Below are 12,559 nucleotides of genomic sequence, written 5' to 3'. Positions count from 1 at the left end.
CCCCCAAATGCCCGCCACCCCCCTGAAGTTCTACCGCTATGCGCTGTCCGGCCATGCGCATCGCGTCGAGTTGATGCTGTCCCTGCTGGAAGTGCCCCACGAAAGCATCGACGTGGATCTGCGCCGCCGCGAACAGAAGCTCCCCGAGTTCCTGGCCCTCAACGCTTTCGGCCAGGTGCCGGTGATCGACGACAACGGCGCTGTGGTCGCCGATTCGACGGCCATCCTGGTGTATCTCGCAAAGCGCTATGGCGGCGAGGCGTGGCTGCCGCAGGATCCCGTCGGCGCCGCGGCGGTCCAGCGCTGGCTGTCGGTGGCGTCCGGTCCGCTGGCGGCCGGGCCTGCGTCGGCGCGCCTGGTAACGCTGTTCGGCGCGCCGCTTGATGCCGACGCCACGCTGGCGCGCGCCCATGCCTTGCTTGGCGTCATGGAAGGCGAGCTGGGCCGGCGCCGCTTCCTGGCGGGCGATGCGCCGACCATCGCCGATGTGGCCTGCTACGCCTACGTGGCCCATGCGCCGGAGGGCAACGTGTCGTTGGCGGAGTACCCGCGGATCCGGGCCTGGCTCGCCAGCATCGAAAACCTGCCGCGCTTCGTGCCCATGGCGTCATCGCCCGTGGGCCTGCTGGCCGCCTGAAAGCGTCCAAGGAGACCGCCATGACCCTTCCAGAAAACACCGCGCCGTCGCCCTGGCATGCCGGCGAGCTGCAGTTGCAGGAACACGCGGGTGTCGCCGCGCGCATGGATCTGGTGGGGCGCAAGGTCATCCGCGGCTTCATGCCTGACCAGCATCGGGAATTCTTCGCGCAGCTTCCGTTCCTGGTGGCCGGCGCGGTCGACGCGCAGGGCGATCCCTGGGCGGGTGTCCTGGAAGCGGAGCCCGGCTTTGCCGTGTCGCCCGATCCGCACACCCTGCGCATTTCGGCGATGCCGGACGCAGACGATCCGCTGCGGGCAGGGCTGGGGCCGGGCAAGCCGGTGGGCTTGCTGGGCATCGAACTGCATACGCGGCGGCGCAATCGCATGAACGGGCGCATCTCAGGCTGGGACGGCAAGCGTTTCGAGGTGACGGTGGCGCAGTCCTTCGGAAACTGCCCGCAGTACATCCAGTCGCGCGACTTCTATTTCTCGCGCTCGCCGTCGCTGCGCTTTGCCGCCGCATTGCCCGAGCAGACTGGTCTGGATGCCGCGTCGCGCGTCTTGATTTCGGAGTCCGACACTTTCTTTGTCGCCAGCTACGTGGACCGCGAGGAAAGCGCCGGCGGCCGCGGCGTGGATGTTTCGCACCGCGGCGGCAAGCCCGGTTTCGTGCGGGTGGATGGCGACACGCTGACCATTCCGGACTTCTCCGGCAACCGCTTCTTCAACACCCTGGGCAACTTGGCGGCCAACCCCGTCGCCGGATTGCTTTTCATCGACTTCGAGCGCGGCGACGTGCTGCAGCTGAGCGGGCGCGCGGAAGTGGTGCTGGACGATCCCGAGATCGCCACGTTCCAGGGGGCCGAACGCCTGTGGCGCGTGCACGTGCGCAGGGCGGTCAGGCGGCCGGGCGCGCTGGCCTTGCGGTGGAGGTTCGATGCCTGGTCGCCGACCGCGCTGGCGACCGGACGGTGGCCGGCCGCGGCATAGAACGAGCCGTTATCCGGTCAGCCGGCGGTGTCCGCCCGCGGGTCCTGACCTGACGATGCGACCTTGCGCACGACCGTGTCGCCCGCGGCAAGCAGGCGGCCATCCTGGGCGCGGATCTCGATCGGGCGCACCGGCTGGCCCCGCTTGCGGTCGATCAGCGCCGAATGCGGCTCGTCGGGGCCGTAGTAATGCTCCTCGCCCCATTGGCGCAGGCCCACGATCACCGGAAACAGGGCCTGGCCTTTTTCCGTCAGCACGTATTCCTGATAGGCGCTGCCGTCGGACGCCGGCGCGACGGCCAGGATGCCGTGCGCGACCAGGGTGCGCAGGCGGTCGCTGAGGATGTTCTTGGCCATGCCCAGGTTCTTCTGGAACTCGCCGAAGCGGCGCAGCCCGTCGAAGGCGTCGCGCACGATCAGCAGCGACCACCAGTCGCCGATGGCGTCGAGCGAGCGCGCCACGGGGCAGGCGGCGCCTTCAAGGCTGGTGCGTTTGACCATGTCGGTTCCTGAGCGGGGTTGCGGGTGGCTGGCGATTTCCCGGGAAGGGGGCGAACGTGGTTGCATTATAAAACCTATCGGCCTAGCATTCTGGTTTCGTAATAAAACTGGATTCATCATGAAACTTCCCGCTCAATCCGACGCCGCGCGTCCGATGTCCACCGCCCTGGTGCTGCTGCTGGCGGCGGCTTGCGCCCTGAGCGTCGCCAACGTGTATTACGCGCAGCCCCTCCTGGACGCCATTGCGCGGGAATTCCGGATGGACGAGGCCGCGGTCGGCATCGTCGTCAGCGCCACGCAGTTGGGCTGTGCGCTTGCACTGTTTTTCGTGGTGCCGCTGGGCGACCTGGTGGATCGCCGCCGTCTGATGCTGGTGCAGTTGGGCCTGCTGGTGTTGGCGCTGGGCGCCGTGGCGTTGTCCGTGAATGCGCCCTGGCTGCTGGCGGGCATGGTGGCCCTGGGCCTCTTGGGCACGGCGATGACGCAGGGCCTGTTGGCGCTGTCGGCCGCGCTGGCCGCGCCGTCCGAGCGCGGACGTGTGGTGGGCGCGGCCCAGGGCGGGGTGGTGATCGGCCTGCTGCTGGCGCGCACGCTGGCTGGCGCGCTGGCCGATCTGTGGGGCTGGCGGGCGGTGTATCTGGTGTCGGCCGGCATGTCCGCGCTGTTGGCGCTGGCCCTGGCGCGATGGCTGCCGCAGCGGCGCCTGCCCACGGCGGGACTACGCTACGGCGCGCTGCTGCGTTCTGTCTTCACCCTGCTTGCCACCGAACGCGTCCTGCGGGTGCGGGGCATGATCGCCTTGCTGATGTTTGCGGCGTTCAGCGCGTTCTGGACGGCGATGGTGCTGCCGCTGAGCGCGCCGCCGCATGCGCTGTCGCACACGGCGGTCGGCGCCTTCGGGCTGGTGGGGGTGGTGGGCGTGCTGATGGCCGCGCGCGCCGGCCGGCTGGCCGACGGCGGCCACGGCCAGCGGACCACCGCCGCGGGTCTGGCCCTGCTGTGCCTGGCGTGGGCGCCCATCGCCTTCCTGGAGCAAAGCCTGTGGCTGCTCGCCTTCGGCGTGCTGGTCCTGGACCTGGCCTTGCAGGCGCTGCACGTCACCAACCAGGCCATGATCTTCAGCATCAGCGCGCAGGCGCACAGCCGCCTGGTGGCGGGCTACATGATGTTCTATGCGGTGGGCAGCGGCCTGGGATCCATCGCGGCGACTGCGGTGTATGCGCGGACGGGCTGGTTGGGGGTATGCGTGCTGGGCGCGGGCCTGAGCGTGGCGGCGCTGGTGTTCTGGATGGCGACGGCGCCGCGCATCCGCCAGGCGCGGGAGAGCAGGGCCGCGTAAGGTCCGGCCATGTCGGATCGGGCCGAATGGAACCGGCCTTGCACGGCCGGCCCCGGCTCAACCCTTCATCGCCACCTTACGGCTGCACCGCATATTCGCCCGAACCCAGCACCACGGCCGCCAGCCCCGGCGCCTGCGTCAGCTTGTGCAGCGCGTAGCACTGCGCCGTGGCGATCTTCGCGTCGTGGAAGGCCGGATCCTGCGCCCGGAGGTCCAGGCTGGCCAGCATTGCGCGGGCCATCTGCCAGCCGGCCAGCGTGGTGCCCGCCAGCAGCAGATAGGGCACCGCCGCGCCGAACACCGCATTCGGATTGCCGGCCGCGTTGGCCAGGACAAATTCGACCGCGCTGGCCAGGGCCTCGCGGGCTTCGCGCAGCGGCTTGAGCATGCGGCCGGCGGCGGGCTCGCTGCGGGCTTGCAGGTCGGCTTCGGTCTGGCGGACCGCGTCCAGCAGGGCGCGCGCCACGGCGCCGCCGTCGCGCAGGGTCTTGCGGCCCACCAGGTCGTTGGCCTGGATTGCAGTCGTGCCTTCGTAGATGGTCAGGATGCGGGCGTCGCGGTAGTACTGCGCGGCGCCGGTTTCTTCGATGAAACCCATGCCGCCGTGCACCTGCACGCCCAGGCTGGCGACGTCGATCGACATCTCGGTGCACCAGCCCTTGACGATGGGCACCAGGAATTCCTGGATGGCGAGCTGGCGCTTGCGCTCGCCGGCGTCGGGGCTGGCGTGGGCCAGGTCCGCATGGCCGGCGGTGACATACGCCAGCGCGCGGCCGGCCTCGGTCAGCGCGCGCATGGTGCCCAGCATGCGGCGCACGTCCGGATGCTGGATGATGGGGACGGCGTCGCGCGACGAGCCATCCACCGGGCGGCTCTGCACGCGTTCGGCGGCATAGGCGATCGCATGCTGGTAGGCGCGGTCGGCGATGGCGATGCCCTGCACGCCCACGGCGTAGCGGGCGGCGTTCATCATGATGAACATGGCGTCCAGACCGCGATTCTCCTGGCCGACCAGATAGCCCAGCGCGCCGCCCGCGTCGCCGAACTGCAGCGTGGCGGTGGGGCTGGCCTTGATGCCCAGCTTGTGTTCGATCGAAACGCAGGCGACGTCATTGCGCTCGCCCAGCGAGCCGTCCTCGTTGACCAGGAATTTGGGCACCAGGAACAGGGAAATGCCCTTCACGCCCTCGGGCGCGTCGGGCAGCCGGGCCAGCACCAGGTGCAGGATGTTCTCGGCCAGGTCGTGTTCGCCATAGGTGATGAAGATCTTGGTGCCGGACAGGCGGTACGTGCCGTCGCCCACGGGCTGCGCGCGGGTGCGGATCATGGCCAGGTCGGAGCCCGCCTGCGGCTCGGTCAGGTTCATGGTGCCGGTCCACTGGCCCGAGATCATGGGGCCGATGAAGCGCTCGCGCAGTTCGGGCGAGCCGGCGACCATGAGGGCCTCGATGGCGCCGTTGGTCAGGAGCGGGCAGAGCGCGAACGACAGATTGGCCGCGTTCAGCATTTCAGAGCAAGGCGAACCGATCAGGCCGGGCAGCCCCTGGCCGCCGTATTCCACGGGATGCGACATACCCTGCCAGCCGGCGTCGGCGTACTGGCGGAAAGCCTGCTTGAAGCCCGGCGCGGTGGTGACGGCGCCGTCGCGCCAGGCGCTGGGCTCGCGGTCGGCCGGGTGGTTCAGCGGCGCCAGCACCTCCGCGGCGAAGTGGGCGGATTCCTCCAGCACGGCCTGGGCGGTGTCGGGCGTGGCCTCCTCGAAGCCGGGCAGGGCAGCCACCTGGGGCAGGCCCGCCAGGTGGTTCAGCACGAACAGCATGTCTTTCACGGGGGCTTGGTACGTCATGGCGTATGCGCTCCTGGTGTTATCGGATAAGAGGGGTCAGGCCGGCTTGCCGGGGTTGGCCACGTCGATGGCGGACGTGGCGCCGACGGCGGCGCGCAGCTCGAATTTCTGGATCTTGCCGGTGGATGTCTTGGGCAGTTCGCCGAAGCGCACCGCGCGCGGCACCTTGAAGCCCGGCAGCAGCAGCTTGCAGTGCGCAATGATCTCATCCGCCGTGGCCGAGCAGCCAGGCTTGAGTTCCACGAAGGCGCACGGGGTTTCGCCCCACTTGGGATCGGGCATCGCCACCACCGCCACGGCCGCCACGGCGGGATGGCGGTAGAGGGCGTCCTCGACCTCGATGCTGGAGATGTTTTCGCCGCCGGAGATGATGATGTCCTTGCTGCGGTCCTTGATGCGGACATAGCCGTCGGCCGTCATCACGCCCAGGTCGCCGGTATGGAACCAGCCGCCGGCGAAGGCGTCTTCGGTGGCGCGTTCGTTCTTCAGGTAGCCCTTCATGCAGATGTTGCCGCGGAACATGACTTCGCCAATCGTCTCTTCGTCGGGCGGCACTTCCTGCATGGTTTCCGGGTTGCGCACGGATACGCCGGCCTGCAGGTGGTAGCGCACACCCTGGCGAGCGGTCAGCAGGGCGCGGCGCTCGGGATCCAGCGCGTCCCAGGCGTCCTGGTGGGCGCACACGGCGGCCGGGCCGTAGACCTCGGTCAGGCCGTACACGTGGGTCAGCTCGAAGCCGATTTCGCGCATTTTGTCGATGACGGCCGGCGCCGGGGCCGCGCCCGCCACCATGGTGCGCACCGTGTGCGTGATGCCGGCGCGCATGTCGGCCGGGGCGTTGGCCAGCGCGCTCTGCACAATGGGCGCGCCGCAGTAGTGGGTGACTCCTTCGTCGCGGGTCAGGTCGAACACCGTCTTGGGATCGAACTTGCGCAGGCACACGTTTACGCCCGCGCGCGCGGCGACGGTCCAGGCGAAACACCAGCCGTTGCAGTGGAACAGCGGCAGCGTCCACAGGTAAACGGGATGCTTGGGCATGTCCCATTCCAGGATATTGCTGACCGCGTTCAGGTAGGCGCCGCGATAGTGGTAGACCACGCCCTTGGGATCGCCGGTGGTGCCGGACGTGTAGTTCAGCGCGATGGCGTCCCATTCGTCGGCGGGCGGCTTCCAGTCGTAGGCGGCCGGTGCGGCCGCCAGGAAGGCTTCGTAGTCGGTTGCGCCGGGCAGCGTGGCGGGGGCGCCCTCCAGGTCGTGCACGGAGATGACCTTCAGGTGGGGAAACTCGGCCCGGGCGCGCTGGGCGATGTCGGCGTATTCGGTGTCGACGATGAGCGCGCGGGCTTCGCCGTGGCCCAGCATGAACAGCACGCTGGGCGTGTCCAGGCGCGTGTTCAGCGTGTTGAGCACGGCGCCCAGCATGGGCACCCCGAAGTGGGCTTCGACCATCGCCGGTATGTTGGGCAGCATGACGGCAACGGTGTCGCCGCGCTGGATGCCGGCCTGCGCCAGCGCGCCGGCCAGCCGCTGGGCGCGTTCGTAGGTCTGGGCCCAGGTGCGGCGCGTCTTGCCGTGGACGATGGCCAGCCGGTTCCCGTAGACCTGCGCGGCGCGCGCAATGAAATCCACGGGGGTCAGGGCTTCGTAATTGGCCTCGCGGCGCGCAAGGCCGTGATCGAACATGCCGCTCATGCTTAGTCTCCAATGGGGCGCGGGGCGCCTCTTATCCGTCTGCGGGGTGTTTGATCCCCGTCGCTTGCTCTAGCTTATGGCCGGCGGGAAAATGGCGTCTGTCGCCTGCATGACAGACGGCCAGACAGCCGCGCATACCCGAGTTTTACACGGTTCTTCCCATGTCCGATGTTTCAAACACAGTTTCCTCCGACGAACTGCCGGCGCTGTATGGCGCCTGTCCGTGGTTCGGGGCGCTGGACGCCCGCCACCAGGACCTGGTGTTGGCCACCTCGCGCGCCGAGCACGTGGGCAACGGCGCGTGGATTGCGCGGCGCAATGCCCCGTCCGACTACTGGCTGGGCGTGAGCCGCGGCCTGCTGAAGCTGGCGATCTATAACGAGTCCGGCCGCAGCTGCACCTTTTCCGGCGTGCCGCCGGGCGGCTGGTTCGGCGAGGGCAGCGTCATCAAGCGCGAGCTGCGCAAATACGATGTGGTGGCGATCCAGCCGTCGCTGGTGATGCTGGTGCCGGCGGCCACGTTTCATGCGCTGCTGGCGGCCAGCCTGCCTTTTTCGCATTTCGTCATCGGCCAGTTGAATAACCGCATGGGCGAGTTCATCGCGTCCATCCAGAACCACCGTTTGCTGGATGCCGACGCGCGGGTGGCGCAATCGCTGGCCCAGCTTTTCAACCCGCAGCTCTATCCGTCCACCGACCTGACCCTGGCGATCTCTCAGGAAGAACTGGGTTACCTGACGGGGTTGTCGCGCCAGCGGGTCAACCAGGCGCTCCAGGCCTTGGCCGACCTGGGCATTCTTGCCTTGGCCTACAACCAGATCAAGGTGCTGGACCTGGAACGCCTGCGGCAATACGGGCTGGACCAGATCTGACGGGCGTCAGGCGGGGCCGCCCAAGGCGCGGTCCAGCGCCGCGCGCGCCAGGATGCGCGTGGAGTCCAGCGTGGGGAGCACGCAGTTGCCGTCGTTCAGGACCAGCGGCAGTTCGGTGCACCCCAGCACCACCGCATCGCAGCCTTCGTCGCGCAGCCGCTCGACAATGCCCTGCAGGCGCGCCACCGAATCGGGCTTGAAGACGCCATACACCAGTTCGTCCATGATGATGCGGCCCAGCAGCAGCCGGTCTTCGTGCGCGGGCCGTGCCCAGCCGAGGCCCTGTGCGTCCAGCCCGGCAGGGTAGACCTCGCTGTCCACCAGCCAGTGCGTCCCCAGAATGCCGACGCGCCGATACCCGCGCGCCGCCGCCACCAGGGCGACCTCCTGCGCGATGTGCAGCCATGGCAGGGGCGAATGCGGCAGGACGTGGTCCAGCGCCTGATGGATGGTGTTGTCCGGGCAGATCAGGAAATCCGCGCCGGCGCGGGCCAGCTTGCCGGCCGACGACAGCATCAGCGCGCCGACGCCGGCAAGATCGCGGCGGTCCAGGCAGGCCACGTAATCCGCCAGCGAATGCGTGTGCAGCGAGATCTCGGGATGCGCATGCGGGCCCATGCGCCCGGCGCCTTCCGCGCACAGGGTGCGGTAGCAGAGCGCGGCCCCTTCGGCGGAGCAGGCGACGATTCCAATGTGCAGCGGGGCGGGGTTCATCCGGGTGGTTCCTTGTTCAGGAGGGGGCGTTCCGTTCAGGCGGGGCCGGCGCCGAACGGGTCGGCCTGGCGCGGGTCCGCCGCGGTCAGGTCATAGCCGATGTCTGCGGCGACCTCGCGCAAGATCGCCTGCGCAAGATTGAAGGCGGTATTCGCCGCGGGCACGCCAGCGTAGATCGCGTTCTGCAGCAGCACCTCTTTCAGTTCGTCCGGCGTCAGGCGCGAGTCGTCGGGGGCCGTGAGGGCGGCGCGCACGTGCAGTTCAAATTCTTCCCAGCGCGACAGCGACAGCGTAACCGCCAGCACCATCATGCGGCGCGACTTGCGCGGCAGGCCGTCGCGGCTCCAGATGTCGTGCCAGGCGTAGCGCGTGATCATGTTCTGGTATTCGGCGGTAAAGCCGGTCGCGCGCGACAGCGATCGTTCCACCCAGGCGTCGCCCAACACGGCGCGGCGGTTGGCCAGGCCTTGGTCGAAATCGTCTTTACGGCTCATGGTGTCTCCTGCATTGATTATCCGGGGTGAGCATAAACGCAAACGCCGGCGCGCGTTTCGCGTGCCGGCGTTGCGGGTGGCGGGTAAGCCGCGATCAGTTCACGTTGATGTTGTTGGACTTGACCACCGCATCCCAGCGCGTCTGCTCGTCTTTCACGAACGCAGTGAAGTCGGCCGAGCTGCTGCCCACGGGCGTGAGACCCAGCTTGCCCAGCTTTTCGCGGGTGTCCGGACGCTGCAGCGTCTTCTGGATCACGTCCTGCAGCTTGGCGACCACGTCGGGCGGGGTGCCTGCCGGCAGGAAGAAACCGTTCCATTCGACCACGTCAAAGTCCTTGATGCCGGCTTCGGCCACGGTGGGCACGTTGGGCAGTTCAGGCATGCGCTTGGCCGACGACACGGCCAGGGCCTTGAGCTTGCCGGTCGTGACGTAGTTCAGGCTGGATGCGGCGTTGGCGAAGTAGACGTCGACCTGGCCGCCCATCACGTCCACGATGGCGGGGGCGCCGCCCTTGTAGGGCACGTGCACGGCTTCGATCTTCGCGTCCTTCTTCAGCAGTTCGCCCGCCATCTGCGCCAGGCTGCCCGGACCGTACGACGCGTAGGTGTAGCGGTTGGGGCTGGCCTGCGCGGCCTTGATGAAGTCGGGCAGCGTGTTGAAGGCCGAGCCGGGCGCAGCCACCACGATGTTGGGCACGCTGATGGCCTGCGACACGGGGATGAAATCCTTCTGCGCGTCATAGGGCAGCTTGCGCAGCACCGGGTTGATCGAGAACGCCGAGGCGTCGTAGAGCACCGTGTAGCCATCGGCCTTCGCGCGGGCCACGTAGGCGGCGCCGATCGAGCCGCTGGCGCCGCCCTTGTTTTCGATGACCACGCTCTGGCCCAGCACCTCGCCCATGCCCTGGGCGATGATGCGCGCGGCGTTGTCCGCGCCGCCGCCGGCCGAGTAGGGCACGACCACGGTGATCGCCTGCGACGGATAGTCGGCCGCCACGGCGGCGCCTGCGAAGCCCAGGCTGAAGCCGGCGATGAGCGCGGCGCGAATCAGGGTTGTCTTGTTTTTCATGTCTTCTCACTTCTCCCGTGCAAGGGCGTACAAAAAATAATTGGAATAGTCGTGCATCGCGCGACCGCTGCCGGTCCGGCCCGGCAGGCCGGAAGCAATCAGACGGTCGCGATGGGGTTGACCGGCGCGCCGACCAGACCGGGCACATACATCGGCGCCGCGGTCAGGAAGAAAGCATGCCGGCCGCGCTGGCGCAGCCAATGCGCCAGCGGGGTCAGGTGCCAGAGCTCGCCCAGCGGCAAGCCCAGCTTGAAGAGGCACTGTTCGTGCAAGGGGAGCAGCGGGCCGCGCTCGGCGGCCAGGCTGTGGTTGCGCAATTCCACCGCGTGATTGTCGGCAGCGATGGCCGCGATGCGGCTGTCCTTGATCCAGGCCAGCAAGTCGGCATCGTCGCCGTCCAGCACGCAGCAGCTGGTCTTGAGCCGGTGCTGTTCATCGTCGGGCAGGGTCAGGGCCAGGTCGGCCAGGCCGGTGTGCAGGCACAGCACGTCGCCGGGCCGCACGCTTACGCCGTCGGCCTGCATCACGCGCTGCAGTTCGGCCAGGCCGATCTTGCGCTGTTCGTCGCCAAAATGCGCGCGCAGATCCACCATCACGCCGCGGCCCTGGATGCCGTGGCGCGCCATCGGCGCGATCGACAGGTCGCGGGTGCCGATGAAGCCTTCGGAGACAGGTTCGCTTACGGTGAAACCGTTGTAGCCGGTGGGCCGCGCATCGCCGTCGCCCTGGGCGTCAAAGAGCGAGCCCACATGGCCCAGCGCGTCCCACTGCGTTGAATATTGCGGAGAGAGCGTGACGCTGTCGTCGCTGATCACGTCGGTCGCGCCGGGCACGTCGGTGGCCAGCGGATAGCGGTAGACGGGCACGCCGTTCTTTTCGGCCGGGCGGATCACCGGGCCCTTGCGGCGCGGGTTCAGCACCGGCGCGCGCGGCACCGTCAGGGGCAGGCTGAGCGAAAACGAAATGCCTTCGCGCACTTCGGCAATCGCGGCCAGGCGCGTCTGCGCATCCAGATAGTTCAGCGTGCCGAGCTGGTCGTCGTCGCCAAAATCTCCCCAGTTCGACCCGGCGGGCCGCTGGTGGTATCGCTGCTGGCTCATCGCCATGTCTCCTCGCGCCGCGCTTTATATGGCGCGCTTTGTTTTCAGGCCGGCGGCTGAACCGCCGGCGTCTTTCTTTGTTGCAACGGCGCGCTCAGCGCACCGCCTCCCGGCCCATCAGGGCGTCGATGTCGTCCTTGCCGTAGCCCAGGCCAGCCAAAATCTGCCGGCTGTGTTCGCCCAGCGACGGCGCGCCGATGCGGGCCGGGGCGGCCGTGTCGTGCACGGTGCCGTCGGGGGCGAAATGCGCCCACTGGGCCAGCCCGACATAGTTGCCCGCCGCCGTGTTGGACAGGGGTTGCATGAACCCCATGGCCTGCACCTGCGGATGGTCGAACATGTCCTCGACACGATTGACCACGGCGCAGGGCACGCTCTGGCCGAACAGCTCGGCCCATTCGGCGGCGCCACGCCGAGCCAGCGCTTCGCGCACCAGCGGAATCAGCACCGCGGCCTGGGCCGCGCGTTTCTTGACAGTATCGTAGTCGGGGTGTTCCGCCAGTTCGGCAAGGCCCAAGTGACCGCACAGCGAACGCCAGAAGTGCGGCGTGTTCGCCGAGATGTACAGATGGCCTTCACGCGTGGGATGGATGCCGGTGATGCCGCCCGAGCGCATATCGCGTTCGACGCGGCGCGGTTCACCCTCGGCCCACACCAGGCGCGCCGACTGCATCGCCAGCGCGCTGCCCAGCAGCGACACCTCGATGGCCTGGCCGCGGCCCGTTTTCTCGCGTTGATACAGCGCGGCGGCCACGCTGTTGGAAATCAGGGCGGCGCCGTAGTAGTCGACCACCGAGCCATAAAGAATCTCGGGCGGGCCGTCGGCCTTGCCTTGCGAGGCGCACATGCCCGTCATGGATTGCAGCACCTGATCGTAGCCGGCGTGGCCCGCCATTGGGCCGGCCGCGCCGTAGCCCGTCATGGCGCAATACACCAGGCGCGGATTGATCGCGGCCAGCGTGGCGAAGTCGATGCGCAGCCGCTCGGGCACGCCCGGACGGAAGTTGTGCACCAGCACGTCGGCCTCGCGCACCAGACGCGTGAGCACTTCGTAGCCGGCCTCGTCCTTCAGGTTCAGGCACAGCCCCCGCTTGTTGCGGTTGATGCCGAGAAAGGCGCGGCTTTCGCTGGCCAGCGTCGACGGATACTTGCGCAGGTTGTCGCCCTCGGGCGGCTCGATCTTGATCACTTCGGCGCCCATGTCGCCCAAGAGCGCGCAGCCATAGGGGCCGGCGATGTAGGCGCTCAGGTCCAGCACTTTGACGCCGGACAGGGGCAGGGAAGATACGGCAGGGTGTTGCATC

Annotated in this window: 12 protein-coding genes; 4 read left to right on the top strand and 8 right to left on the bottom strand. The window is 68.4% G+C overall.

Features of this window, described 5'->3' with window-relative positions:
* Window positions 1–7 precede the first annotated feature (7 nt).
* Both KYC_RS10245 and KYC_RS10240 read left to right on the top strand, forming a co-directional pair.
* Complete coding sequence (locus KYC_RS10245; protein ID WP_008161670.1) at window positions 8–637, top strand: glutathione S-transferase family protein; 630 nt, start codon at window positions 8–10, stop codon at window positions 635–637.
* Window positions 638–657: 20 nt separating this feature from the next.
* Entirely contained in the window at window positions 658–1,629 is a 972-nt protein-coding gene (locus tag KYC_RS10240) for a pyridoxamine 5'-phosphate oxidase family protein (RefSeq protein ID WP_008161668.1), read from the top strand.
* Window positions 1,630–1,646: 17 nt separating this feature from the next.
* Here KYC_RS10240 and KYC_RS10235 read toward each other — a convergent pair whose 3' ends face one another.
* Window positions 1,647–2,129 carry a winged helix-turn-helix transcriptional regulator gene (locus tag KYC_RS10235; protein ID WP_008161666.1) on the bottom strand — a complete coding sequence of 161 codons (483 nt, stop codon included), beginning with the start codon at window positions 2,127–2,129 and terminating at the stop codon, window positions 1,647–1,649.
* Window positions 2,130–2,247: 118 nt separating this feature from the next.
* Here KYC_RS10235 and KYC_RS10230 point away from each other — a divergent pair, with 118 nt between their 5' ends.
* Window positions 2,248–3,468 carry an MFS transporter gene (locus KYC_RS10230; protein ID WP_008161665.1) on the top strand — a complete coding sequence of 407 codons (1,221 nt, stop codon included), beginning with the start codon at window positions 2,248–2,250 and terminating at the stop codon, window positions 3,466–3,468.
* Window positions 3,469–3,544: 76 nt separating this feature from the next.
* Here KYC_RS10230 and KYC_RS10225 read toward each other — a convergent pair whose 3' ends face one another.
* Both KYC_RS10225 and KYC_RS10220 read right to left on the bottom strand, forming a co-directional pair.
* Window positions 3,545–5,314 (bottom strand): acyl-CoA dehydrogenase, encoded by a 1,770-nt coding sequence (locus KYC_RS10225; RefSeq protein ID WP_008161663.1) that lies wholly within the window; start codon window positions 5,312–5,314, stop codon window positions 3,545–3,547.
* Between the two features lie 36 nt (window positions 5,315–5,350).
* Complete coding sequence (locus KYC_RS10220) at window positions 5,351–7,006, bottom strand: acyl-CoA synthetase (RefSeq protein WP_008161660.1); 1,656 nt, start codon at window positions 7,004–7,006, stop codon at window positions 5,351–5,353.
* Between the two features lie 161 nt (window positions 7,007–7,167).
* Here KYC_RS10220 and KYC_RS10215 point away from each other — a divergent pair, with 161 nt between their 5' ends.
* Entirely contained in the window at window positions 7,168–7,878 is a 711-nt protein-coding gene (locus KYC_RS10215) for a Crp/Fnr family transcriptional regulator (RefSeq protein ID WP_008161657.1), read from the top strand.
* 6 nt (window positions 7,879–7,884) lie between these two features.
* On the opposite strand, the gene KYC_RS10210 is transcribed toward KYC_RS10215, so the two are convergent.
* The 5 genes from KYC_RS10210 to KYC_RS10190 all read right to left on the bottom strand — a co-directional run bounded on the left by KYC_RS10210 (window position 7,885) and on the right by KYC_RS10190 (window position 12,558).
* Window positions 7,885–8,592 carry an aspartate/glutamate racemase family protein gene (locus KYC_RS10210; protein WP_008161655.1) on the bottom strand — a complete coding sequence of 236 codons (708 nt, stop codon included), beginning with the start codon at window positions 8,590–8,592 and terminating at the stop codon, window positions 7,885–7,887.
* Between the two features lie 35 nt (window positions 8,593–8,627).
* The gene (locus KYC_RS10205) at window positions 8,628–9,086 is read right to left on the bottom strand and encodes a carboxymuconolactone decarboxylase family protein (RefSeq protein ID WP_008161653.1); all 459 of its coding nucleotides are present in this window, start codon (window positions 9,084–9,086) and stop codon (window positions 8,628–8,630) included.
* A 94-nt stretch (window positions 9,087–9,180) separates the two neighbouring features.
* Entirely contained in the window at window positions 9,181–10,155 is a 975-nt protein-coding gene (locus KYC_RS10200; protein ID WP_008161651.1) for a tripartite tricarboxylate transporter substrate binding protein, read from the bottom strand.
* Window positions 10,156–10,253: 98 nt separating this feature from the next.
* Window positions 10,254–11,255 carry a cyclase family protein gene (locus tag KYC_RS10195; protein WP_008161649.1) on the bottom strand — a complete coding sequence of 334 codons (1,002 nt, stop codon included), beginning with the start codon at window positions 11,253–11,255 and terminating at the stop codon, window positions 10,254–10,256.
* Between the two features lie 94 nt (window positions 11,256–11,349).
* Window positions 11,350–12,558, bottom strand: coding sequence for a CaiB/BaiF CoA transferase family protein (locus KYC_RS10190; RefSeq protein ID WP_008161648.1), 1,209 nt, complete (start codon window positions 12,556–12,558; stop codon window positions 11,350–11,352).
* Window position 12,559 lies beyond the last annotated feature (1 nt).

The organism is Achromobacter arsenitoxydans SY8 (assembly GCF_000236785.1).
GTDB lineage: Bacteria > Pseudomonadota > Gammaproteobacteria > Burkholderiales > Burkholderiaceae_B > Achromobacter > Achromobacter arsenitoxydans.
Note: the sequence above shows the minus strand (reverse complement) of the source record. Positions and strands in the feature narration are given on the sequence as shown.